This window comes from Rhizobium sp. BK316 (assembly GCF_014193695.1).
GTDB lineage: Bacteria > Pseudomonadota > Alphaproteobacteria > Rhizobiales > Rhizobiaceae > Rhizobium.
Map to the genome: position 1 here is coordinate 202,143 of NZ_JACHZR010000005.1, position 22,695 is coordinate 224,837.

General features: G+C 60.0%; 23 protein-coding genes and 1 tRNA gene. 12 read left to right on the plus strand and 12 right to left on the minus strand.

What is annotated here, in order from left to right; translation table 11 throughout:
• Nucleotides 1-30 precede the first annotated feature (30 nt).
• Nucleotides 31-885, minus strand: coding sequence for a LysR family transcriptional regulator (locus tag FHT87_RS24190; RefSeq protein ID WP_183805265.1), 855 nt, complete (start codon nt 883-885; stop codon nt 31-33).
• 94 nt (nt 886-979) lie between these two features.
• On the opposite strand from FHT87_RS24190, the gene FHT87_RS24195 reads away from it, so the two are divergent.
• Complete coding sequence (locus tag FHT87_RS24195) at nt 980-1,984, plus strand: bile acid:sodium symporter family protein (protein ID WP_183735273.1); 1,005 nt, start codon at nt 980-982, stop codon at nt 1,982-1,984.
• 75 nt (nt 1,985-2,059) lie between these two features.
• Here the strand turns inward: FHT87_RS24195 and FHT87_RS24200 are convergent, their stop codons facing one another.
• Nucleotides 2,060-2,530: an Hsp20 family protein gene (locus tag FHT87_RS24200; RefSeq protein WP_183735274.1), complete on the minus strand. Its 471-nt coding sequence runs from the start codon at nt 2,528-2,530 to the stop codon at nt 2,060-2,062.
• 607 nt (nt 2,531-3,137) lie between these two features.
• Between FHT87_RS24200 and FHT87_RS24205 the strand changes: the two genes are divergently transcribed.
• Entirely contained in the window at nt 3,138-4,109 is a 972-nt protein-coding gene (locus tag FHT87_RS24205) for an alpha/beta hydrolase (RefSeq protein WP_183805266.1), read from the plus strand.
• 57 nt (nt 4,110-4,166) lie between these two features.
• Here the strand turns inward: FHT87_RS24205 and hisN are convergent, their stop codons facing one another.
• Together hisN and FHT87_RS24215 are read right to left on the minus strand one after the other, a co-directional pair.
• On the minus strand, nt 4,167-4,940 hold the full coding sequence (hisN, locus tag FHT87_RS24210) for a histidinol-phosphatase (protein ID WP_183735277.1): 774 nt from the start codon (nt 4,938-4,940) through the stop codon (nt 4,167-4,169).
• A gap of 251 nt (nt 4,941-5,191) precedes the next feature.
• Entirely contained in the window at nt 5,192-6,073 is an 882-nt protein-coding gene (locus tag FHT87_RS24215) for an N-formylglutamate amidohydrolase (RefSeq protein ID WP_183735278.1), read from the minus strand.
• A 189-nt stretch (nt 6,074-6,262) separates the two neighbouring features.
• On the opposite strand from FHT87_RS24215, the gene cpdR1 reads away from it, so the two are divergent.
• The 4 genes from cpdR1 to FHT87_RS24235 all read left to right on the plus strand — a co-directional run bounded on the left by cpdR1 (nt 6,263) and on the right by FHT87_RS24235 (nt 7,925).
• A complete protein-coding gene (gene cpdR1, locus FHT87_RS24220) occupies nt 6,263-6,625 on the plus strand; it encodes a response regulator CpdR1 (protein WP_003542883.1) in 363 nt (120 codons plus the stop codon).
• Between the two features lie 84 nt (nt 6,626-6,709).
• A tRNA-Val gene (locus tag FHT87_RS24225) sits at nt 6,710-6,784 on the plus strand.
• A gap of 197 nt (nt 6,785-6,981) precedes the next feature.
• Nucleotides 6,982-7,326 (plus strand): hypothetical protein, encoded by a 345-nt coding sequence (locus FHT87_RS24230; RefSeq protein ID WP_183735279.1) that lies wholly within the window; start codon nt 6,982-6,984, stop codon nt 7,324-7,326.
• A 110-nt stretch (nt 7,327-7,436) separates the two neighbouring features.
• Nucleotides 7,437-7,925 (plus strand): hypothetical protein, encoded by a 489-nt coding sequence (locus FHT87_RS24235; protein WP_183735280.1) that lies wholly within the window; start codon nt 7,437-7,439, stop codon nt 7,923-7,925.
• A gap of 21 nt (nt 7,926-7,946) precedes the next feature.
• On the opposite strand, the gene FHT87_RS24240 is transcribed toward FHT87_RS24235, so the two are convergent.
• From FHT87_RS24240 to FHT87_RS24250, 3 genes are all read right to left on the minus strand, one after another.
• Complete coding sequence (locus FHT87_RS24240; RefSeq protein WP_183735281.1) at nt 7,947-8,663, minus strand: hypothetical protein; 717 nt, start codon at nt 8,661-8,663, stop codon at nt 7,947-7,949.
• Between the two features lie 158 nt (nt 8,664-8,821).
• Nucleotides 8,822-9,001 (minus strand): hypothetical protein, encoded by a 180-nt coding sequence (locus tag FHT87_RS24245; protein ID WP_183735282.1) that lies wholly within the window; start codon nt 8,999-9,001, stop codon nt 8,822-8,824.
• A 36-nt stretch (nt 9,002-9,037) separates the two neighbouring features.
• Complete coding sequence (locus tag FHT87_RS24250; RefSeq protein WP_183735283.1) at nt 9,038-9,277, minus strand: hypothetical protein; 240 nt, start codon at nt 9,275-9,277, stop codon at nt 9,038-9,040.
• Nucleotides 9,278-9,651: 374 nt separating this feature from the next.
• Between FHT87_RS24250 and FHT87_RS24255 the strand changes: the two genes are divergently transcribed.
• Entirely contained in the window at nt 9,652-10,746 is a 1,095-nt protein-coding gene (locus FHT87_RS24255; protein ID WP_183735284.1) for a DUF475 domain-containing protein, read from the plus strand.
• A 129-nt stretch (nt 10,747-10,875) separates the two neighbouring features.
• On the opposite strand, the gene FHT87_RS24260 is transcribed toward FHT87_RS24255, so the two are convergent.
• The 5 genes from FHT87_RS24260 to FHT87_RS24280 all read right to left on the minus strand — a co-directional run bounded on the left by FHT87_RS24260 (nt 10,876) and on the right by FHT87_RS24280 (nt 15,874).
• Nucleotides 10,876-11,046: a hypothetical protein gene (locus FHT87_RS24260; protein WP_183735285.1), complete on the minus strand. Its 171-nt coding sequence runs from the start codon at nt 11,044-11,046 to the stop codon at nt 10,876-10,878.
• A gap of 274 nt (nt 11,047-11,320) precedes the next feature.
• Entirely contained in the window at nt 11,321-12,838 is a 1,518-nt protein-coding gene (locus tag FHT87_RS24265; protein WP_183735286.1) for a tripartite tricarboxylate transporter permease, read from the minus strand.
• A gap of 94 nt (nt 12,839-12,932) precedes the next feature.
• A complete protein-coding gene (locus FHT87_RS24270; protein ID WP_183735287.1) occupies nt 12,933-13,424 on the minus strand; it encodes a tripartite tricarboxylate transporter TctB family protein in 492 nt (163 codons plus the stop codon).
• On the minus strand, nt 13,421-14,365 hold the full coding sequence (locus FHT87_RS24275) for a tripartite tricarboxylate transporter substrate binding protein (protein ID WP_037103547.1): 945 nt from the start codon (nt 14,363-14,365) through the stop codon (nt 13,421-13,423). Before FHT87_RS24275 ends, FHT87_RS24270 begins: the two co-directional genes overlap by 4 nt.
• 444 nt (nt 14,366-14,809) lie before the next feature.
• Nucleotides 14,810-15,874, minus strand: coding sequence for an ABC transporter substrate-binding protein (locus FHT87_RS24280; RefSeq protein WP_183805267.1), 1,065 nt, complete (start codon nt 15,872-15,874; stop codon nt 14,810-14,812).
• 95 nt (nt 15,875-15,969) lie between these two features.
• Here FHT87_RS24280 and FHT87_RS24285 point away from each other — a divergent pair, with 95 nt between their 5' ends.
• From FHT87_RS24285 to FHT87_RS24305, 5 genes are all read left to right on the plus strand, one after another.
• Complete coding sequence (locus FHT87_RS24285; protein ID WP_183735289.1) at nt 15,970-16,575, plus strand: TetR/AcrR family transcriptional regulator; 606 nt, start codon at nt 15,970-15,972, stop codon at nt 16,573-16,575.
• Nucleotides 16,572-17,042 carry a cupin domain-containing protein gene (locus FHT87_RS24290; RefSeq protein ID WP_183805268.1) on the plus strand — a complete coding sequence of 157 codons (471 nt, stop codon included), beginning with the start codon at nt 16,572-16,574 and terminating at the stop codon, nt 17,040-17,042. The genes FHT87_RS24285 and FHT87_RS24290 overlap by 4 nt, the downstream gene beginning before the upstream one ends.
• Nucleotides 17,043-17,199: 157 nt before the next feature.
• Nucleotides 17,200-17,877 carry a response regulator transcription factor gene (locus tag FHT87_RS24295; RefSeq protein ID WP_183735291.1) on the plus strand — a complete coding sequence of 226 codons (678 nt, stop codon included), beginning with the start codon at nt 17,200-17,202 and terminating at the stop codon, nt 17,875-17,877.
• Entirely contained in the window at nt 17,874-19,256 is a 1,383-nt protein-coding gene (locus FHT87_RS24300) for a sensor histidine kinase (RefSeq protein ID WP_183805269.1), read from the plus strand. The genes FHT87_RS24295 and FHT87_RS24300 overlap by 4 nt, the downstream gene beginning before the upstream one ends.
• Nucleotides 19,257-19,363: 107 nt before the next feature.
• Nucleotides 19,364-22,684, plus strand: a complete 3,321-nt coding sequence (locus tag FHT87_RS24305) for a transglutaminase family protein (RefSeq protein WP_183805270.1) — start codon at nt 19,364-19,366, stop codon at nt 22,682-22,684.
• The last annotated feature ends 11 nt before the right edge of the window (nt 22,685-22,695 follow it).

Genomic DNA, 22,695 nt, shown 5'->3' on the forward strand with positions numbered 1-22,695 from the left:
AAGTCCCGCCGTTCGGGCGGGATTTTGCACTCAGGCAGACCGCAACCCCCTGACCTTCTTCAAAATATCCTCCGAAAGGGCCGCCACCAACGCCTGATCGGCTCCCTTGCGCGGCACCAGAACGAATTCGACATCCTCCAGCACCGGTAACTTGCCTGGAGCGATTTCCTTCAGACCCGAGGGCGCCATGCTGCGCGGCTGCACCAACACCCCCATGCCGGCGCGCGCCGCAGCCGTCAGCCCGCTCAGGCTGCCGCAGGTGCAGACGATGCGCCAGGCCACACCATGCCGCCCGAGCGCCTCCAGCGCGATGGCGCGCGTGACGCTCGGCGGCGGAAAGGCGATCAGCGGCAATGGACTGGAGGAAAGCACATGCTGAGGATCACGGGCCAGCCAGACCAACGGCTCCCGATAGACGAGCCTTCCGAGCTCGTCGCCGAGCCTGCGCTTGGCAAGCACGAGGTCGATCGCTCCCGCATCCTGCATTTCGTAGAGCACACCCGAAAGTGCGACCGTCAGTTCCAGATCGACGGAGGGATGCGAGCGCACGAAGTCTTCCAGCACCGCCGGCAACTGGCTCGTCACGAAATCTTCGGAAACGCCGAGCCGCAGGCGTCCCCGCAGGCTGCCGCCTTTAAACAACGACTGCACCTGCCCCTCGATCAACAGCATGGCACGCGCATGCGTAAGCAGGGCCTCGCCGTCACCGGTCAGCACGACCTTGTGCGTATCCCGCTCCAGCAGCCGGCGCCCGAGCGAGGTCTCCAGCCTCTGAATGTGCTGGCTGACCGTCGACTGCCCGAGGCCCAGCCTTTCAGCAGCAAGCGTGAAGCTGCCCATTTGTTCGACGGTAACGAAACTGCGAAGCTGTGAGAGATCCAGCATGCCTAAAATCCAGATTTATGATAACTGTTATTTCTTGCATCCTGGATCATAATGAGCGACAGAACAATGACTCATTTATTCCAGCGAGACCGCTATGCGCCGCTTTTTGCCCGATACATTCACGATCCTGCTCGTCTGCACTGTTATCCTTGCCTCGATCTTCCCGGCGAGCGGCACGTTTGCCGACTGGTTCGGTGTAGCGACCGATATCGCCATCGCGCTGCTGTTCTTCCTGCATGGCGCGCGCCTTTCACGCGATGTCGTCATTGCTGGCCTGCTGCACTGGCGGCTGCATCTGGTGATCCTGCTGACGACCTTCGGTATTTTCCCGATCCTTGGTCTCGCAGTGGGTCTCATTCCAGATTCGATCCTGCCGCAGCCGCTCTATCTCGGCATTCTCTTCCTCTGCGTGCTGCCGTCGACGGTCCAATCCTCCATTGCCTTCACCTCAATGGCCGGCGGCAACGTGCCGGCGGCGATCTGCTCGGCTTCAGCTTCCAATATCTTCGGCATGTTCCTGACGCCGCTGCTCGTCGGCCTGCTTTTCTCGGTCGGCGGCCATGGCGGCTTTTCCTTCGACGCGCTCGAACAGATCCTGCTCCAGCTTCTGGCCCCCTTCGTCGTTGGCCAGATCCTGCAGCCCTGGATCGGCGACTGGATCCGCTCCAAGAAGAAGATCCTGATGCCCGTCGACCGCGGCTCCATCCTGATGGTCGTCTATCTAGCCTTCTCGACGGCTGTCGTCGAAGGTCTGTGGCACACCTTCTCGATCGCCGACATCGCCGCCGTGATCATTGCCGACATGGTGCTGCTTGCCCTCGTTCTCGTTATCACCATGTATGGCAGCCGCTGGCTGGGCTTCAGCAAGGCCGATGAGATCACCATCACCTTTTGCGGCTCGAAAAAGAGCCTCGCAAGCGGCGTACCGATGGCAAACGTCATCTTCGCCGGCCAGTCGATCGGCGCAATCGTCCTGCCGCTGATGCTCTTCCATCAGATCCAGCTGATGGTCTGCGCCGTTATCGCCCAAAAATATGCGGCGGCCGCAGCCCGCCGAGCGACCGAAAAGCAGCTTGAAGAAGCTGCAAGCCCAGCCTGATCGAACAAAATGACCACAAACAAAAACGGCGCCCCCTCAAGGGCGCCGTCTTTGTTTGATCCGTCTGAAAGCGAATTAGTTGTTGACGACCTGTGCTTCGATTGCCTTCGGAGCTTCGACCGGCTCTGCGGCAATCGCAATCTTGCGGGGCTTCAGAGCCTCCGGGATGCTGCGCAGAAGGTCGATGTGCAGGAGGCCGTTCTTCAACGAAGCGGCGGTTACTTCGACATGGTCGGCAAGCTGGAAGCGGCGCTCGAATGCGCGCTTTGCGATGCCGCGATACAGGTACTCGCTGCCATCGGCATTTTCTTCGCGCTTTTCACCCTTCACGGTGAGCGCATGGGCATGCGATTCGATAGCGAGTTCGGTTTCGTCGAAGCCCGCAACGGCCATGGTAATGCGATAGGTATTCTCACCGGTCCGCTCGATATTATAGGGCGGATAGGTTGGGACCTGCTCCGGCTGGGCAAGGCTGTCAAGCATCGTGAAGAGACGGTCGAAACCGACGGTGGAACGATAAAGGGGAGAGAAGTCTACGTGACGCATGATGTCCTCCTTGGGAAGCGACGTGTTGCGATATGATGCCCCTGAAACCCCATCTTGGCGGCTTCGGGACGGTTGTGCGGACCCTTCCGGCGTCCGCAAAGTTCAGATGGTGATGGCTTTCCGAGACTTCAAGCCCCTCGCCAAATCGCTGGAATCCTGCGTGAACCCTGCATGAACGGCAGGTTCGGCGAAGGTTCAGACGCCGCTCGCTAGAGATAGGCGCATCGGGTGACACTGGCCCGAAGGCTGGAGTGTATCGTCCCTTCTTCTTCAGCCTAGATTCGGCCGGCCAAGAGCTCCCTCAGCTCCGCCGGCCTTTTTTCTTCAGGCATAAAGCTCTGCAAGCTGATTCTGCGTCGCGTCCAATCCGTTAGCCGCGCCATCTTGATGGCTCAGCATGAGAGCGCTGACAATGCACGACAGGGCCACTGAATCGCCGCTTGAAAATATCGAAAGAGGGCGGCCGCTCCCTTTGCCGCCAACCTGCCGTATAGAAAAATCTGAATATATTATACTTCTCTTATATTGAGCGGCAATTTCGCCATTGATTTTCCCAGCTTCTGCGATATCCCCTAGTATACCTCTCACGCGAAGAAACATTCAGCCTATGGAACAGGTTCTTCATTCGACTCCAGACAATCCGGCGCCGGAGAACCGCACCGAGGGCTTTTTCGAAACCCACGACGGTCAGAGGTTGCGTTTTGCCGTCTTCCGGTCGCAAACACCGGTCGCCCACGGAACAGTGGTCCTCCTGCACGGACGCAGCGAATATATCGAGAAGTATTTCGAAACGATCCGCGACCTCACCGCCAAGGGGCTCTGGGTCGCGACCTATGATCTGCGCGGTCAGGGTGGCTCGTCCCGGCTGATCAAGAAACGCAATCACGGCCACATCCGCCGCTTTTCCGATTACGAACGCGATCTCGACACGTTCCTCGAAAAGGTCGTGCTGCCGGATACCCGCCTGCCCTTCTACATGCTCGCCCATTCCACAGGCGCGCTGATTGCGCTTTCCGCCGCCCCTTATCTGTCGACGCGCATCGAGCGCATGGTGCTATCAGCCCCTTTCCTTGGCCTTATTGGCCAGGCTGCTTCCGAGGGTATTATCCGCACGGTATCAGCCACGCTCAGCGCCATCGGCCTCGGCGGCGTGCCGCTCGGCAAGATGAAAGAGCTGGAATTCCCTGATAACCCTCTCACGTCGGATGAAACGCGTTTCGAACGGAATGCGGCGATCGCAAAGGCCCACCCGGAGCTCGCTCTCGGAGCGCCAACCGCCCGCTGGATGCACGAATGCATGAAAGCGATCGACCGGGTGACCCAGCCCTACCATCTCTTTTCGATTACCATCCCCTCCGTCGTCATCGCGCCGACGCGCGACGGGCTGGTGCCTTATACGGCGCAGGAACGGCTCTCACGCTATTTCCGCGCCGGTCAGCTTGTCCCGATCAACGGTGCCCGCCACGAGATATTCCAGGAAAGGGATATGTATCGCACAGCCGCGCTTGCCGCCTTCCATGCCTTCATTCCCGGCAGCGACGCCGAGGCGACTGACGAAGTGACGGCGATCGGCGTCTGAGCCTTTTCTTACGCATATCGCTGTCGCAAAACCACTACGCACTTTTGTGCGACATGTTTAGCGCTGTAGGATGGCGATCGCCTCTTCGTAAACCGCCCTGCTGCCGGCTGCGATGATCGAGCCACCGTTTTCCGGCCGCCCGCCGTCCCAGGTGGTCATGATCCCGCCGGCGCCTTCGATGACAGGAATGATCCCGCCGACGTCATAGGGTTTGAGGCTATTCTCGATGACGAGATCGACATGGCCTGCTGCCAGCAGCGCATAGGCATAACAATCACAGCCGTAGCGGAAGAGCCTGACCTTGCTTTCGATCTCACGATATTTCTCCATCTCCTCGCCGACGAAGAGATGCGGCGAGGTGGTGAAGAGTATCGCACTCGAAAGGGCGTCACAGTCGCGCACCTGCAGCCGGCGCTCACCCTCCGGCCCGCTATAGGTCGAGCCATTCTCATCGCCGAAATACCGCTCACCGGTGAAGGGCTGCTCGATCATGCCGGCAACCGCCCGGCCATTCTTCTGCAGGCCGATCAACGTTCCCCAAACCGGAACGCCGGAAATGAAGGCGCGTGTGCCGTCGATCGGATCGATCACCCACACATGCTCGCGATCGAGACCGACATTGCCATGCTCTTCGCCGAGAATGCCGTGCTCGGGGAAATTCGCCTCGATCAGCGCACGAATAGCCGTCTCGGCGGCCCTGTCGCCTTCCGTGACCGGATCGAAGCCCGATGACAGCTTGTTGGTTACATTGATGCCCGAGCGAAAGCGCGGCAGGGTTTCTGCCTTTGCAGCTTCGGCGAGACGGTTGAAGAACGAACGGTCGGGAAGCATGGAGAAATCCACATAGCTGGCGGGGAATGGCGTTTTTCATAGCGAAAAAGCGGCGGAATGCAAATACAACAGGCAATTTCCGATTAGCTGCCTAAAGATTTTGCAGTGCAATATATTGCTTGACAATTGTGCAATGCAGCAGTAGTTTCTTACCTACAGTCTTCTGACTGTAAATACCCTCCTTGGGTGTTTCCTCCCTAGACTTAGCCGCGCTGACAAAGCGCGGTTTTTTTTGACCTGAAGACTGAAAATTACTCGGCCGCCAGGGCTCGGTCGCCGGCAAATTTCTCGACATAATCAGCCATCTGCCGCATGAACGACGTGATGGCGCTCACAACGGTGTCGAAATCAGGCCGCTTCTCCAGCGTTACCTCATCGACATAGATCGAGCGGTTGACCTCGATCTGCAGCGCATGCAGCCCGCGTGACGGCCGGCCGTAATGCTCTGTGATGAAGCCGCCGGCATAGGGCTTGTTGCGGATCGCCGCAAAACCCATCTCCTCGAGAATGCCGATCGCCGTGCGCGACAGTTCAGCCGAAGCGCTGGTGCCGTAACGATCGCCGATGATGAAGTCCGGCCGCGCATTACTGCCGGCGACACGCACATTGCCCGGCATGGAATGGCAGTCGATCAGGACACCGAAGCCGAATTGCACGTGCGTGCGTGCAATCAGCCGCCGCAGCGCGAAGTGATAGGGCTTATAGACGCTTTCGACACGTTCCAGCCCTTCCTGAACGGGTAGCCGGCGCGCATAGATTTCCATGTTCTCAGCCACGATGCGTGGAATCGTACCAAGCCCGCCCGCAACCCTGAGCGAGTTGATATTCGCATAAGGCGGCAGCAGCCCGTCGAACATGCGCGGATCGAGTTCGTAGGGCTCGCGATTGACGTCGAGATAAGCGCGCGGGAAATTCGCAAGCAGCAGCGGTGCGCCGAGATCCACGGCCGCGCCGAACAGTTCATCGACATAATGGTCTTCAGAACGGCGTATCGAGATACCTTCCAGCCGCGACTGCGCGATGAATTCCGGTGGATAAATGCGGCCGCTGTGAGGGGAGTTGTAGACGAAGGGAATGGTCTGCGACACGGGCTCATGCACTTCAAAAAGCTCGTATTCGCGTATTTCCGGCACTTCCTGCCCTCTTTACCATGTCATCAAGTGGCTGTGACGGCCATGTTGCCAGTTGCCTGCCCTTAAGTCCATACTACATAGAAGGGATGGCGGTCGCGGCCAGGGCGATTTCACCGGTTGTTTACCGGGCGAAGTCTAGTGTAGACGGCTGGTATCCCATAAAACACTAGTGATCAGCGGTCCGGATTAATGACTCAGAAGATACTTCTCGCCGAAGACGACAACGACATGCGCCGCTTCCTGGTGAAGGCGCTCGAAAAGGCCGGCTACAAGGTCCTTTCCTACGACAACGGCGCGAGCGCTTATGACCGCCTGCGTGAAGAGCCCTTCTCCTTGTTGCTGACCGATATCGTCATGCCGGAAATGGACGGCATCGAGCTGGCGCGCCGCGCGACCGAACTCGATCCTGACCTGAAGGTCATGTTCATCACCGGCTTTGCAGCCGTTGCGCTGAACCCTGATTCGAAGGCTCCGAAGGATGCAAAGGTCCTTTCCAAGCCTTTCCACCTGCGCGACCTCGTCGACGAGGTCAACAAGATGCTTGCCGCGTAAGGCGTCTTGGCGGCTCGTCACAAAACTTCAAAAAAGCCTATTGACGGCTCCGGAGGTTTTGTGATCTATGCGCCGACATCGGATGGGCGTGTAGCTCAGCGGGAGAGCACTACGTTGACATCGTAGGGGTCACAAGTTCGATCCTTGTCACGCCCACCATCCTAATTCGCTGAAAAGCAAGGCCTTTCGGGAAGTCGAAAGGCCTTTTTCATTTTGGCGATATGCCGTTTGCAAATCATCTCACGCCTGCGCAGCATCGCAACTCAATCAGCAAGGCAGTCCTACAGACTTCCCCCGAAGGAAGGCTTGACCAATCGGTTGCAATGTTGTTTCGCTCTCCCTCATTGGGGGTGCGCATGAAAATCACTATTGGATTGATATTGCTGTTGATGCTGAACTCGGGCCCGGCTTCCGCAAAGGAAGATATGAAGTTCCGCACGCTGATGGAAAGCAAGCAGACAAGTGTCGTCGAAATGCTAATCGGCGCAGCCGGACTGACACTTTTATTTGTGAACGACGAACTCAAAGATGCAGGCCAACCGCGGCTATACTGCCCACCGCGAGACCGCGCGATTTCAAACACCGAATATGTTGCCATTGTGAAGAAATATCTGGAACTGCACCCAGATATCGGCGAGGAAACGTTCCAGGTTTATCCCTACGTCCTGCTCACGTCGCTGAAGCGAATGTATCCCTGCTGACAGGATAAGAGAGAGCGCCGAAACCAAATTCGGACACAGAGCCATGCCATGCGCGATAATGGAACCTGAGGCATTGATTCGCCTCGTCAGGACACGGGGTTCGAATCGAAATGAAATTATCTGCGCTTGCCATCGCCGCCTTCTCCACCCTCACTTTTGCCGCTGCAGCGCAGGCGGATGACAATTTTCCGGGCGCGCCCGGCGTCATCGCGCTTGGCGGCAAGTGCCAGAAGCTGGTCGTCGCCAAGTTCGACGCCACGAAGGGCTGCAAGGGAGAGCTGGCAAGTGTGACGCTCGTCAACGGCACCGTCACCTTCATCTTCACCTCTGATGGCAAGCTGCTAGGCTTCCAGGGCGATGGGAAGGGCATCAAGCCTGCATCCAATGGCAATGCCCGCCTGCCGCTCAGTCTCGTCACCACGGGCGTCGGCAACAAGATGACGGGCGAGGTGAAGGTTGCAGGCTTCTGCACCTTCGGCAATCCCTATGCCGGCAAGCCGACAGCCATCGAATGCACGGCGGAAAGCAAGGATGCGGCCTTCACGGGCAGCTTCCGCACCAGCGGCAAGGCACCGGCACGCAAAAACGGTGGAAAATAAGAGATCGTTAGACTGACGGCCTCAGGCGCACCAGGAGCCTGAAGCAGATCCCGGCTTCCTCGCTAGGCCCTCATTGATAAGACGCGTACCGAAGGAGCGCCCGTCGCGCGAAATGACGCGCGGCGCGCCACGGTCATCCGCTTTGCCGGCAGCATTCATATTGAACGGACCGGCATTCAGCAGCGCCAGCAGCCGCGATTTGGCGGCAAAGGCGATCTTCCGTTCGTCTTCACAGCGCGCGCGATCGACATCCGGGCTCACCATATCAGCGATGACGATCTTCTCACCCTTGTACCAGAAGGTGCCGGCATCGCCGACGCAATTGATATGTTCGCCTTGCCCGCAATATCCAAAGGCGGCTTTGGCGGTTTCCGAAGAAGACGGGGCAACAGGGGAGATGGAGGCCGGCACGATCTTTGCCGTCGGAACCGGAACCGAGGGGACCGCCATGGGCGGCACCGGATCGTTCGTCTGCCGTGGCTTGGCGGCAGGTGCTGCGACAGCAACCTGCTTCGGCGCTTCCTTGGATGCCTGAGGCTTGGCTTCAGCCGCTTCGCGGATAACGGCAGCCGGTGCCTTGCCAAGCATCGGGCGAATGGTTTTCCAGTTGTCATAGGCGGCAATGGCGCCCACCGCGGCGATGCCGAGCACCAGCCAGGGCATCGCGCCTCCGGAGGATGCGCTGCTCTTCCTTTTTGCCGGCGCCTTGCGGCGGCCGCGTGTCGCTGTCTTGGCCATCGATCCGATTCCCTTGAATGGGCCGGATTATCGCCGCGCAATCCTTTCCGAAAGGTTGGCAAGGCATCGCCGCGGATCGCTTTCCCAAACCGAAATTCGCCGGACATGAAAACGCCCGGCTTCATGGCCGGGCGTCTCGCACAAGTTCTACCTGGGACTCAGCAGCCTTGCGCTGCCGAAGGTGCAGCAGCGGGCGTCTTCGCCGTTTGCTCGCTTGGCGGCACGGATGGCGTCTCGCGCTTGCCGACATCGATCCGGCGCTCGGCCGCCTCGCGTACGGCCTGCCACTCATATTCGTGCTGGATGAAGATATCACGCGGCACAAGATTGATTGTCATTCGCATCTCACCTGTCTTGTCGTTACGGAACTGGTTTCAACGGACGGGCTTTGCGAGCTTGGCATTGTCGCTCTTGATGTCAGGTCCGCCCTTGGAAAGGTCGCTGCCGGTGACATGCGCCGGCACATGGATGTCGTGGAAGACACCCGGCGTAAGCGTCAGGTCGACCTGGTGCGGCGGAAGCACCTGGGCTTTCTGCATGCGATTAGGACTTGCCCGCTTCATGCGGTCCGAGGCTTCCGTGCGCTTATCGGGAACATGGGTCGAATTCTGCATCGTCGCCCTCCTTCAAGAATATCTCAGATGTTTTCATCGGCTCAGCTAGGTCGTAACGGGCGAGAGCCCCGCATGGTTCCAAAGAAATCGCCAGCTCTGCCCGATCGGGTATCTTGACTGGCGCGACAACTTCACTACCTACTGGAGCACCCGCCGCCTCATCCAGACATCGGCTGCGGGGGAACCCTGGTGCCGGGCCCCTCTGGCGAGAGTTTTTACGGCGCTCTCGTGATGTCGGTACCGCCTGCAAATTAGCCGGCGGATTTTTCATCGATGAAAAAGCTCACCATGCCAAACGCGCATGCCCTTAGTGGTACGCGTTTTTCTGCTTTCACCCCATTTTCCGACCAGGTTTGCGGCTGCGAGGTGCAGCCATGAACCAGCTCCAATCCCACAAATCCTCGCTCGGCTATTTCCGCTGGGCCTTCATCGTCACGGCGGTCGGCCTTGCACTCGGCGCCTTCCTTGGCTGGCAGTCGACCGGTACGCTCGGTGGCATGGCCACCGTTTTCTTCATCTGCGCCGTGCTGGCCGTTCTGGAGATTTCGCTCTCCTTCGACAATGCCATCGTCAACGCCAACAAACTCAAGGAAATGACTCCCGTCTGGCAACACCGCTTCCTGACATGGGGCATCGTCATTGCCGTTTTCGGCATGCGTATCGTCTTTCCGCTGGCAATCGTCGCCATCGCGGCAAAGATTGGCCCATGGGAAGCGCTCGTGCTGGCGGCACGTGAACCGGCTGAATATGCCCGCATCATGAATGATGCGCATCTGCCGATCGCGGCCTTCGGCGGCACCTTCCTGATGATGGTCGGCCTGACTTACTTCTTCAACCATGAGAAGGAAGTCCACTGGATCGGTTCGCTGGAGCGGCTGATGGCGCGTTCGGCCACGATCAAGGGCATCGAGATCGCCTTCGTGCTCCTGCTGATCCTACTTTTCTCCTATCTCCTGGAGGGTGAGGACGCGACCACCTTCGTCTACTGCGCCATCTACGGTCTCGTGACCTTCCTGGTGGTGGAAGTCATCGGCGGCATCCTCGATGCATCGCAGCGCGCGATGAGCGAGGCGGCAAAAGGTGGCCTCGGCGCCTTCATCTATCTGGAAGTGCTGGATGCCAGCTTCTCCTTTGATGGCGTCATCGGCGCCTTCGCGCTGACGCAGAACCTCTTCATCATCGCCATCGGCCTCGGCATCGGCGCCATGTATGTACGCTCCATGACGATCATGCTGGTAGAAAAGGGAACGCTCGCCGAATACCGCTATCTGGAACATGGCGCCTTCTACGCCATCCTGATCCTCTCGGTGATCATGTATGTGCAGACCATGGTGCACATACCCGAGGTCATTACCGGCCTCGGTGGTGCCGCCCTGATCGGCATCTCGCTCTGGTCCTCGATCCGCCACAACAGGCAGGAGCGGCAGAAGGAAGCGCATGTTCCCGAGCGAGAGCGCCTGCACGCCTGATAATAAGAAAGCCGCGGTGGTCTGGCGCTGCGGCTTGCATAGTTCAAAAAAACAAAGCCCGCGACCAACGGTTGCGGGCTCATTCATTCAATGGGTACTTTGGTATTCAATCTATGCGTCCGGCACGTCTTACCGGATGACACGGCCGAAGGTCACCGGATCGATCCCAAGTTCCTGCAGATCACGGGCGCGCGGCTTGCGACCGCCCTCGACAGCGGCACTGACTGCATTTGCGGCACCGAGCGCTGCGAAAGCGCGTGCCAGGAAACCATTGTGGATCGACTTTCTAATAGCGGACATCTTCTTTCCTCTCGCTCTGTGATTGACTGCTCATAGGTGGGAAGACAGGGCTGCCCCTACAACGCGCAGGAAATCACCGCTGCTATGCGAAAAGCGCATATTTCTTCGCCGGCGAAAGAACAAAGTTCAAGGCTCATGTAAATTTCATTTATAAATTCATATACTTACGGAATGGTTTGTTTCCAGGCGCCGATAAAAAATAACAAACAGCAAAGAAAAGGCCGGCCATGTCGCCACGGCCGGCCCGAATTAGGGGTCAGGGTCGTCTTTTGTTTTAGTCTTCATTTGCCGCAAGCTGAGAGAGAACCTGGCCGCGGCCACGCAATCTCAGAATCAGCGGAATGAGGAAGGCCGCGGCCGCGACGATCAATAGGCCGCAGGCGATCGGCGACATGACGAGCGTGGTCACGTCACCCTGGCTGATCGAGAGCGCTCGGCGAAGCTGCTGCTCAGCGAGCGGCCCGAGGATGAGGCCGACGACAGTAGGGGCGATCGGATAACCGAAGATCCGCATGATATAACCGAGCACGCCGAAGCCAAGCAGCATGCCGAGCTCGAAGACCGACGGGTTGGCCCCGATGGTGCCGAGTGTCGCAAACAGCAGGATGCCTGCATAAAGCCACGGCTTCGGAACCGTCAGCAGGCGAACCCAGAGGCCAATCATCGGCAGGTTCAACACCAGCAGCATCGCATTGGCGATCAGCAAGCTGGCGATGAGACCCCAGACGAGCTGCGGATTGGTCGCAAAAAGCAGCGGACCCGGTTGCAGGCCGTACTGCTGGAAACCGGCGAGCATGATAGCCGCCGTCGCAGATGTCGGCAGGCCGAGCGTCAGCAGCGGCACCAGGGTGCCGGCGGCCGAGGCATTGTTGGCGGCCTCAGGACCGGCGACGCCTTCAATGGCGCCATGGCCGAATTCCTCGGGGTTCTTCGACAGACGTTTTTCTGTGGCATAGGAAAGGAAAGTGCCAATTTCGGCACCGCCTGCCGGCATGGCGCCGATCGGGAAGCCGATGATCGTGCCGCGCAGCCACGGCTTCCAGGAACGCGCCCAGTCCTGGGCATTCATCCAGAGCGAGCCACGCACCGCTTCCACCTTGTCCTCACCGCGATTGCCCTGGGCGGCAATATAAAGCGTCTCGCCGATGGCGAACATCGCGACGGCGAGCGTCGTCACCTCGATACCGTCGAGCAGGTCCGGAATACCGAATGAAAGGCGAGCCTGGCCCGTCTGCTGGTCGATGCCGACCATGGCGAGCGCAAAGCCGATGAAGAGCGAGGTGAGACCGCGCAGCGCCGAATCCCCGAAGGCGGAGGAGACGGTAACGAAAGCAAGCACCATCAGCGCAAAATATTCGCGCGGACCGAAAACAAGTGCCAGCTTGACGATATAGGGCGCGACGAAAGCAAGGCCGAGCGTGGCGATGAGGCCGGCAACGAAGGAGCCGATGGCGGCTGTCGCCAGCGCCGGCCCGCCACGGCCCGCACGCGCCATCTTATTACCCTCGAGCGCAGTGACGATCGAGGCGCTTTCACCCGGCGTATTCAGGAGGATCGAGGTGGTCGAGCCGCCGTACATGCCGCCGTAATAGATACCGGCAAACATGATGAGCGAACCGCCCGGATCGAGCTTGTAGGTGGCGGGCAAGAGCAGCGCCACGGTCAGCGCCGGGCCAATGCCCGGCAGCACGCCGACGGCGGTACCCAGAGTCACGCCGATGAAGGCATAGAGCAGGTTGATCGGCTGCGCAGCAACCAGAATACCCTGCCAGAGGAATTCGAATGTGCTCATGTCTTTGTCCCAAGCGGCGGCTCCTTAGGGGGCACTAGGACCGTCCGCGCAAAAAGCAAAAAAACTGAAAGCGCCCGGCGCAAGGCCGCCGCTGTCAGAAGAACAGGTGTTCGAGCGGGCCGGCCGGCAGCGTCAGCTGTAGCAATTGCGAGAAGATCGCCCAGACGATGAAACTCATGATGATGCCGATGGGCAACGAGATCCAGATCTGGCGCTTGCCGAAACCGCGTGCGGTCAGCGCAAAGAGCACGCCGGTCGCAATTGAGAAGCCGGCGGTGCGCAGGAGCAGCATCTGCCCGGCGAGGCCCGCGATGATCCAGATAACGGGCGCCACTTCCTGATGCTCGCGTTCCGGAAAATCGCCGCGCCAGGCTTCGATCGCCGTCCATATGCCAAGACAGAACAGGCCGAGGGCGACAAGCTGCGGGACGGTCGACGGGCCGATGCGATCATATTGCGCGATCGTCTTCAGATGCGAGGCATCCCAGAAGACCACGGCAGCGACCACGATGAGGAAAGCGGCAATGATCAGCGCCGCCCAATCGGGGCGGCGCTTCGTTGCCGATGAGGTATCGGCTTCGCTCATTGAACGAGACCGATATCTTTGAGAATGCCTTCGGTAGCAGAGACATCCTTTTCGAGCTGCGCCTTGAACTCGTCACCTGCGAGGTAGGTATCGGCCCAGCCCTTGGTCTTCAAGGTTTCCTGCCACGCGGCAGACTTGTGCAGCTTGTCGAAGTCGGCCGCGATCGAGGCGACTTCTTCATCGGTCAAACCCGGAGCGGCAGCGACCATGCGCCAGTTCTGGATGGAAACGTCGGTACCGGCTTCCTTGAAGGTCGGAGCGTCGACGCCGGCAATGCGGGCATCACTGGAAACGCCGAGCAGGCGCAGCGTGCCGGCCTTGACCTGCGATTCGAACTCGCTGTAGCTCGAAATGCCGGCCGTGACCTGACCGCCGAGGATAGCCGCGAGTGCTTCGCCGCCGCCAGAGAAGGCGACATAGTTGATCTTCGTCGGATCGACGCCGGACGCCTTGGCGATCAGGCCGACGGCGATATGGTCCGTGCCGCCGGCAGAACCGCCACCCCAGGAAACGGCGCCCGGATCAGCCTTCAGCTTGGTGACGAGATCGGCAAGCGTCTTGATGTCGGACGCGGCCGGAACGACGATGGCTTCATACTCGCCGGTCAAACGGGCGATCGGGGTGACGTCCTTCAGCGTGACGACCGACTTGTTGGTCAACAGGGCGCCGACCATGACGTAGCCACCGACGATGAGAGCGTTGGGATTGCCGGCACTCTGGCTGCTGAACTGGGCAAGACCGATAGAACCGCCGGCACCCGGTACGTTCTGAACCTGAACGCTCTTGGAAATGCCTTCCTGCTGCAGCACCGTCTGCAGCGAGCGGGCCGTCTGGTCCCAGCCGCCGCCGGGCGCTGCCGGAGCGATGATGGTGTAATCGGCCGCGTACGCCGGCAGCGCAATCGCCGCTGCCAAAAGGGTTGCGATGAAAGTATGCTTCACGATGTGTCCTCCGTGCTGCGGCTGAGCGAACCGCCAGTGCTATTTTTGAAAATGGAGAGAGATCACCGATCGATGGACGTAATTGTCCTGATAGCGAGCGGAAGTCCTCCCGGAATTCTTCAACTCTCCGCCTCCACGGAGAGGAAGTAGCCCAAGCCATCATATGAAGCTGTCATTTAGCTGACATCGGCAGGATATCCAGTGCGGCAAGACACTTTTTTGCCGTAATTCGACTACCGCTCGCCACAGCCAAGCGAGTAGCCGCGCCAAGGATGGCACAATGGTCGTGCCGGCTGAATATCTGGAAGTGGTGATCCACAAAGGCTGATTGCCGCTGTCGCGGGATCAATGCGGAACGGCGGGACTCGCCAGAGGTAAACCTCGCCCTTTATACGTTTTCGACTTGGAATTCGCTGCTGAACTGCAGCATTGGCGAGCGAGGTTTTACTGCGTGCGCAGCACCTCGTTCCAGTGCGCAATCAGCCGCGCCCGCTTTACCTGATCGAGATAGACCATCAGGCCGGGGCTGACCGGTACAGGGCGCAACTGTGCGCCGAGAAGTTCCTGCAACGTATTGGCGGTATTCTCGCCCGCCACTTCCGGGCTGACGGCTGGGATCTGCAACTCGCGGGCCATGATCGTCTGGCCTTCCTTCGACATGAAGAAGGCGAGGTAGCGACGACCGAGCTCCGGCTCTGCGGCAGCCTGCGGCACCAGGCCGATCCGCGACATCACGACGGTGTAGTCCTTCGGCAACACGATGCCGACATCGGAGTGACGCGAGGCCCAGTCGGCTGCATAGGAGCCGAGGATATTATAGCCGAGCACGAAGCGCCCGTCGGCCACGCGCTCGAGGATCGCCGAGCTGGTGGAATATAGTTTTACGCCCGCCGCCCCCATCGCGCCGATCACCGACCAGATATCGCCGAACTGTTCCTGGTCTCGCGCCATAAACAAAAAGCCGACGCCGGAACGCTCGATGTCATAGGTGCCGATCCGCCCATGGACATCGTTGCCCTTGCGCTTCAGATAATCGACGAATTCCGCCCGCGAGCTCGGCACCGTTTCATGGACAAAGCTGGGCTTATGATAGACGAAGACGGCCGGCTCGAAGGTCAGCGCATAGGCCGTATTGCGCCAGTTCGCCCATTTCGGCCACTGTGCACTCATCGGCAGATTGCTCACCTGCGCATAACCGTCGTTCGAAAGCTTCACCTGCAGGTCCATGGCAGAAGAGAAGGCGAAGTCCGCCGTCTTGTGGCCGGCATCCGTCTCCCTGACGATCCGGTCGTAGATGTCTCCCGTCAGCATGTCCTCATATTTGACCGCCACATCCGGATTGGCCTCCTGAAAGCCGCGGATCATCGGCTGCGCGAGCGGTTCGTCAAGTGACGAATAGACTGTCAGCACCGGCGCATCGGAATTGCCCGACTTCGCCGGATAGAAGACCTGATCCGCGGCGGCAAGAGCGGGCACCAGGCACAAGAACAGAATGAAAAAGCTCCTCATGAACGGAGAATGCCTCACGGCTCGCAAAGGCACAAGCAGCCCACTTGACAGCTGGAAAAGTTAATGTCATTATAAGTGACATGAATACATTATCAGTGACAAAATATGAAAGCCCGTTAAGGGCCGAGCAGGCGCAGGCCACCCGGGAGCGCATCCTGGCCGGCGTTCGCACCATGTTCGAACAGAATCCGGACAATGCTCTGGGTTTCGACGAACTCGCCGCCGTCTCCGGCGTCAATCGCCGGACGATCTTTCGGCACTTCCCCACCAAGGAAGCGCTACTGGAGGCTTTCTGGAACGACGCGAACGCTTCGCTCGGCGTCCGCTTCTGGCCGGAAAGCGAGAAGGACCTGACCGACCTGCCGCCCGCGCTCTTCGCCTCGCTCGACGGTATCGAGGGGATCGTGCGCGCCTCGCATGCGAGCGGCGCCGGCCGGCAGATGCGTCTCCAGGCCAATGACGAACGACAGGTCGCCTTCCGCAAGAGCCTGGCGGGGATTTCGAAGAACCTGCCGCCGGAGCGCGCAAGGCAGCTCGAAGCCACGGTGCAGCTGCTGTTCAGCGCCACGGCCTGGCAGACGATGAAGGATTATTGGGGCCTTTCCGGCGAAGACGCCGGCAAGGCCGCCGCATGGGCAATCGAAGCCCTGCTCGATGCGGCAAGGAAAGACGGGCACAACAAAATGGAAAAATCGAAATGAACACCAACAGCTCTGCAAAGGTCCATCCGCTGGTCACGGCCAACACCTTCTGGGTCATGGGCGACCAGGTTCGCAAGCGCGGCAAGCTCGAAGGCACCGCCTTCAATGTTATCGACGTCATCATTCCCCCGGGCAGCTGCACGCCACCGCATACCCATGCCTCGCCGGAAATCTTCCGTATCCTGGAAGGTACGGTGCGCATCTGGAGCATGATCGGCGGCAAGCCTGTCGAGACCGACGCGGTTGCCGGCGATGTCGTGACCATTCCGGCCCATGCGCCGCATGCCTATCAGAACATCAGCCCTGTCCAGGCCGTGATGATGTCGATCGTCGATGATGACATGATCGCCTTCTTTGAAGCCGCCGCTTCCCATGAAGCGCCGAAAGGTCCGCCCACGCCGGAAGCGATCGGCCGTATCATGAGGCTGACCGCCACGCACGGCATCAACATTCTCCAGGCTGCATAATCCGTTTTCTGAGAGCACGGGGGCGACCCTCGGTCGGATAGGGCCGAGGGGAGCGTCATTCATCCTGCCATTCTCCATTCACCAATTCCCACAATCGCTGTGACATCGGGCTGCCATTCCTGATAAACTCCCCGAAAAAAATCGAGGGAAACATCCGTTGCGCATCCTGCTCACCGAAGACAATATCGCACTGGCCGACGGCCTGTCGGCGATCTTGCGCGGCACGGGCCATGCGGTGGATGTCGTCCATGACGGGGCCTCGGCCAATGCCGTCATCGCGGCAGAAAATTTCGATCTCGTCATACTCGATCTGAACCTGCCGGAGATGGACGGGCTCGATGTATTGCGCGCCATGCGCGCCCGCGGCAACCGGGCTGCCGTGCTCATCCTGACGGCCCGCGGCTCGCCGGAAGAACGTGTGAAGGGCCTGGATCTCGGTGCCGATGACTACCTCATCAAGCCCTTCGATATCGCCGAATTCGAGGCACGTGTCCGCGTGTTGTTGCGTCGTCAGGCGGGACTGCATTCCTCGACCGTCAGCTTCGGATCGATCTCGCTCGACCTGAATTCCCGCGCCTTTTCTGCCGGCGCCACACCGCTCGATATCCCTGCCCGCGAACTTGGCCTCCTGGAAATCCTCTTCATGCGCGCCGGCAAGGTCGTCGCCAAGGAAGCGATCATACAATCACTGACCGCTTTCGATGACGACATTTCAACCAATGCCATCGAGCAATATGTCAGCCGCCTGAGAAAAAGGCTTTCGCCGCATGGCCTGACGGTCAAGACCGCCCGCGGCATCGGCTATTATCTCGACAAGCTGCCCGAGGCCTCATGACGGCTGCCTATTCGCTCCGGCGCCGACTGCTTTTCTGGCTGCTTGTCTCGACCGCCGTTATCGGCACGCTGGCGCTTGCCGATACCTGGCGGGAGGCGGTACAGACATCGAACATCGTCTCCGACCGCGTGCTCGCCGGTTCCGCGCTGGCAATCGCCGAACGTGTCGTCGTTGCCGACGACGGCACACTCGAAGTGGACATTCCCTATGTCGCGCTGGAAATGCTGACCTCGGCAGCACAGGACCGCGTCTTTTATCGGGTCGATGGCCCACCCGGAACATTCATAACCGGCTATCAGGCTCTTCCCGTATTGAAGGAAACACAGGGCGGTACGGCCGCCTTCGCCGACGACCTCTTCCGCGGCGAGCCGATCCGCGTCGCGACCTTGGGGCGCTCCGCCTCGACTGGCATCCGCTCCGTGCCTTTCGTCGTCACTGTCGCCGAAACCACCATTGCCCGCCGTCAACTTGCGCAGGCGATTCTCGTCCGCTCGGCATTGCGCCTCGCGGTGATGATTGCCGGTGCAGCCGTCATCGTCTGGATTTCTGTGACTGTCGCGCTGCGACCGCTCTACAAGCTTGGCGATGCCATCGGCGAACGCAACCCCGACGATCTGCATCCGATCGAACAATCCGTGCCGAGCGAGGTGCAGCCGCTCGTCGATACCGTCAACTCCTTCATGGTGCGCCTGCAATCGGCCCTCGATGCGCTGCGCAATTTCACCGGCAATGCCAGCCATCAGCTCCGCACGCCTCTGACGATCATCCGCACACAACTTGCCCTTTCGGCCCGTGCCGGCTCCTTGGATGAAGCGCAGCACGCCGCGCTCAAGGGCGATCAGGCCGTTGCGCATGCCGAGCGCATCCTTGCCCAGCTTCTGCTGATGGCCAAGATCGACGCCGCGACCGCCAAGGAAGCGCTGACCGCCTCGGCAATGGATCTCACCGCTATCGCCCAGGAGATCACCGGTGAGCAGATCCCACGGGCTGCTGAAGCCGGCATCGATCTCGGCTTCGAGGGTGAAGGCCCCGCGATGATCCGCGCCGAACCGCTGCTGATCGGCGAATTGCTGCGTAATCTCGCCGGCAATGCGATCGCCTATGCCGGTAAGGGCGCAGAAGTGACTGTGCGTATTCTTGAAGATGCCGAAACGGTGCGGCTGGAAGTCGAGGACAACGGTCCGGGCATTCCGCCCGAAAAGCTGGAGGCCGTCAGAAAGCGTTTCTCCCGTGGCAATGATTCAGGTGCCCCCGGCGCCGGCCTCGGCCTGCCGATCGTGGAGGAAATTGCCCATCTTTTCAACGCGAGACTGGTACTCATACCGGGCCGCGGCGGCAAGGGACTCAAGGCGTCGGTGACGTTCAACAGGGCTGCTTGAACGCCGTTACAGTGTTAACCTTTCCGCCTTGCATTCTTTCGCTGCATTGCACACACTGGCTTTGGGAACAGCTAAGCCGATCAACGGCCCGCGGACAAAAGAGCAATATGTCGATCAAAGCCAGCATCTATCATCTGACCCATTATCAATATGACAAACCGGTCCGCCTCGGCCCACAAATCATCCGCCTGAAGCCGGCTTCGCATTCGAAAACGCGGGTCTTGAGTCATTCCCTGAAGGTCACGCCGGCCAACCATTTCGTGAACCTGCAGCAGGACCCATACGGCAATTATCTCGCCCGCTTCGTCTTTCCTGACCCGGTCACCGAATTCAAGATCGAGGTCGATCTCGTCGCCGACATGACGGTCTACAATCCCTTCGACTTCTTCGTCGAGGAAGAAGCGACAATGTGGCCCTTCGATTATCCGGAAACGCTCCGCGAAGACCTGTCGATCTATATGAAGCCGGAAGAGCCTGGCCCGCGCCTGAAAGCCTTCCTCGAAACGCTCGATCGTTCAGCGCAGAAGACTGTCGACATGGTGGTCGGCCTCAACATGCGCCTGCAGCAGCAGATCGGCTATGTGATCCGCATGGAAACCGGCGTGCAGACGCCGGAAGAAACACTTGAGATAGCCAAGGGCTCCTGCCGCGACACGAGCTGGCTGCTCGTCCAGATCCTGCGTCATCTCGGCCTCGCCGCGCGCTTCGTCTCCGGTTATCTCATCCAGCTCACCCCTGATCTCAAGGCGCTCGATGGCCCCTCGGGCACGGAATATGATTTCACCGACCTGCATGCCTGGGCGGAAGTCTATCTGCCCGGCGCCGGCTGGATCGGCCTCGACCCGACCTCGGGCCTTCTGACCGGCGAAAGCCATATCCCGCTTGCCGCGACACCGCATTTTCGCAACGCCGCACCGATTTCAGGCGGCTATTTCGGCGAAGCGGAGACCGAATTCGCCTTTGACATGAAGGTCGCCCGTGTCGCCGAACATCCGCGCATCACCAAGCCTTTTTCCGACGATGCCTGGGACGAGCTGAACGCGCTTGGCGAAAAGGTCGATCGTATCCTGGAAGCGGAAGATGTGCGCCTGACCATGGGCGGCGAGCCGACTTTTGTTTCCATCGACGATTTCCAGTCTGACGAATGGAACACCGAGGCCGTCGGCCCGACGAAACGTGAGAAAGCCGACGCACTCATCCGGCGGCTGCGAACCCGTTTCGCGCCCAATGGTTTCCTGCATTACGGCCAGGGCAAATGGTATCCGGGCGAAAGCCTGCCGCGATGGACCTTCTCGCTCTACTGGCGCAAGGACGGCCTGCCCATTTGGTCGAATGACAATCTCGTCGCTACCGAGGGCCGCAACTATCAGGTCACGGAGGACGATGCCGGCCGTCTGCTGACAGCAATCGCCGGCGAGCTGGATCTTTCGCCCGATTATGTGACCCCCGCTTTCGAAGATCCCGCCGAATGGCTGGTCAAGGAAGCGAGCCTCCCCGAGAACGTCGATCCATCGAATTCGAAACTGGAAGATGCCGAGGAGCGAAGCCGCATTGCCCGCGTCTTCGATCGCGGGCTGACGCGCCCGACCGGCTATGTGCTGCCCGTCCAGGCCTGGAATGCGCGCGCCACCGGCCGCAGCTGGATGAGCGAGAAATGGTCGACCCGGCGGGGCCGCATCTTCCTCATGCCGGGCGACAGCCCTGTGGGCTACCGCCTGCCGCTCAATTCCCTCGCCTATATCCCGCCCTCGCAATACCCCTATATCAATCCGCTCGATCCCTTCGTACAGCGGTCCGAACTGCCGGATTTCGGACAGGATGGCGGACGTCCGCTGCAGGCCGCGCATTTCCAGCCCTTCACCGGTCAGCAGCCGACCATGCCGCAATCGGTCAACGAGATCGGCGGCCATGTCCGCACGGCTCTCTCCGTCGAGCCACGCGACGGCCGGCTCTGCGTTTTCATGCCGCCGACCGAGACGTTGGAAGATTATCTCGATCTCATCGCCTCGACCGAACGTGCGGCCGCCGCTCTCGGCCTTGCGGTCCATATCGAAGGGTATGCGCCGCCCCAGGACGAGCGCATCAACGTCATCCGCGTCGCGCCCGACCCTGGCGTCATCGAGGTCAACATTCATCCTTCCTCGACCTGGAAGGAAACGGTCGACATCACCACCGCAATCTATGAGGAGGCTCGCGAGGGCCGCCTCGGCGCCGACAAATTCATGATCGATGGCCGCCACACCGGCACCGGCGGCGGCAACCATGTCGTTGTCGGCGGCAGTAACCCGAACAACAGTCCTTTCCTGCGCCGTCCGGATCTGCTGAAAAGCCTCGTGCTGCACTGGCAGCGTCATCCGTCGCTGTCCTACCTCTTTTCGGGGCTCTTCATCGGCCCGACCAGCCAGGCGCCGCGTATCGACGAAGCCCGCCACGACAGCCTCTACGAGCTGGAAATCGCGATGGCGCAGATCCCCGCGCCCGGCCGCGGCCTGCAGCCTCTGCCCTGGCTCGTCGATCGCCTGTTCCGCAACCTGCTGATCGACGTGACCGGCAATACCCATCGCGCCGAGATCTGCATCGACAAGCTCTTCTCACCCGATGGCCCGACCGGCCGCCTCGGCCTCGTGGAATTCCGCGGCTTCGAAATGCCGCCGAACGCCCGCATGTCGCTCGCCCAGCAATTGCTGGTGCGCGCGCTGATCGCCCGCTTCTGGATGAACCCGGCCGATGGCAAGTTCGTGCGCTGGGGGACCGCGCTGCACGATCGCTTCATGCTGCCGCATTATGTCTGGCAGGATTTCATCGATGTCCTCGCGGATCTTCGCGAAAACGGCTTCGACCTCAGTCCCGAATGGTTCAAGGCCCAGCTCGAATTCCGTTTCCCCTTCTGCGGCGAAGTCGAATACGAAGGCTCGAAGCTGGAACTCAGGCAGGCGCTGGAACCCTGGCATGTCATGGGCGAACAGGGAGCGGTCGGCGGCACCGTGCGTTATGTCGATTCGTCCGTCGAGCGCCTGCAGGTTCGCCTCGAAACCAGCAACGCCTCGCGCTACACCGTCACCTGCAACGGCCGAACCCTGCCGTTGACACCGACCGGTACGTCCGGAGTGTCCGTCGCTGGCGTGCGCTTCAAGGCCTGGCAGCCGGCTTCCGGCCTGCACCCTGTACTGCCGGTGAATACGCCTTTGACTTTTGATATTTATGATACATGGTCGAAACGTTCGATCGGCGGCTGCATCTATCACGTTGCCCATCCGGGTGGTCGGAACTATGAAACCTTCCCGGTCAACGGCAACGAGGCGGAAGCACGACGGCTTGCCCGTTTCGAACCGTGGGGACATACGGCGGGTGGTTATATTCCACGCGCCGAAACGGTTTCGCCTGAATTCCCGCTCACGCTGGATCTGAGGCGGCCCGCTGGAATTTGAAGAAATTGGGT

Coding starts and splice junctions, on each gene's coding strand:
- FHT87_RS24190 (WP_183805265.1), bottom strand. CDS start 885: ATGCTGGATCTCTCACAGCTTCGCAGTTTCGTTACCGTCGAACAAATG.
- FHT87_RS24195 (WP_183735273.1), top strand. CDS start 980: ATGCGCCGCTTTTTGCCCGATACATTCACGATCCTGCTCGTCTGCACT.
- FHT87_RS24200 (WP_183735274.1), bottom strand. CDS start 2,530: ATGCGTCACGTAGACTTCTCTCCCCTTTATCGTTCCACCGTCGGTTTC.
- FHT87_RS24205 (WP_183805266.1), top strand. CDS start 3,138: ATGGAACAGGTTCTTCATTCGACTCCAGACAATCCGGCGCCGGAGAAC.
- hisN (WP_183735277.1), bottom strand. CDS start 4,940: ATGCTTCCCGACCGTTCGTTCTTCAACCGTCTCGCCGAAGCTGCAAAG.
- cpdR1 (WP_003542883.1), top strand. CDS start 6,263: ATGACTCAGAAGATACTTCTCGCCGAAGACGACAACGACATGCGCCGC.
- FHT87_RS24230 (WP_183735279.1), top strand. CDS start 6,982: ATGAAAATCACTATTGGATTGATATTGCTGTTGATGCTGAACTCGGGC.
- FHT87_RS24235 (WP_183735280.1), top strand. CDS start 7,437: ATGAAATTATCTGCGCTTGCCATCGCCGCCTTCTCCACCCTCACTTTT.
- FHT87_RS24240 (WP_183735281.1), bottom strand. CDS start 8,663: ATGGCCAAGACAGCGACACGCGGCCGCCGCAAGGCGCCGGCAAAAAGG.
- FHT87_RS24245 (WP_183735282.1), bottom strand. CDS start 9,001: ATGACAATCAATCTTGTGCCGCGTGATATCTTCATCCAGCACGAATAT.
- FHT87_RS24250 (WP_183735283.1), bottom strand. CDS start 9,277: ATGCAGAATTCGACCCATGTTCCCGATAAGCGCACGGAAGCCTCGGAC.
- FHT87_RS24255 (WP_183735284.1), top strand. CDS start 9,652: ATGAACCAGCTCCAATCCCACAAATCCTCGCTCGGCTATTTCCGCTGG.
- FHT87_RS24260 (WP_183735285.1), bottom strand. CDS start 11,046: ATGTCCGCTATTAGAAAGTCGATCCACAATGGTTTCCTGGCACGCGCT.
- FHT87_RS24265 (WP_183735286.1), bottom strand. CDS start 12,838: ATGAGCACATTCGAATTCCTCTGGCAGGGTATTCTGGTTGCTGCGCAG.
- FHT87_RS24270 (WP_183735287.1), bottom strand. CDS start 13,424: ATGAGCGAAGCCGATACCTCATCGGCAACGAAGCGCCGCCCCGATTGG.
- FHT87_RS24280 (WP_183805267.1), bottom strand. CDS start 15,874: ATGAGGAGCTTTTTCATTCTGTTCTTGTGCCTGGTGCCCGCTCTTGCC.
- FHT87_RS24290 (WP_183805268.1), top strand. CDS start 16,572: ATGAACACCAACAGCTCTGCAAAGGTCCATCCGCTGGTCACGGCCAAC.
- FHT87_RS24300 (WP_183805269.1), top strand. CDS start 17,874: ATGACGGCTGCCTATTCGCTCCGGCGCCGACTGCTTTTCTGGCTGCTT.
- FHT87_RS24305 (WP_183805270.1), top strand. CDS start 19,364: ATGTCGATCAAAGCCAGCATCTATCATCTGACCCATTATCAATATGAC.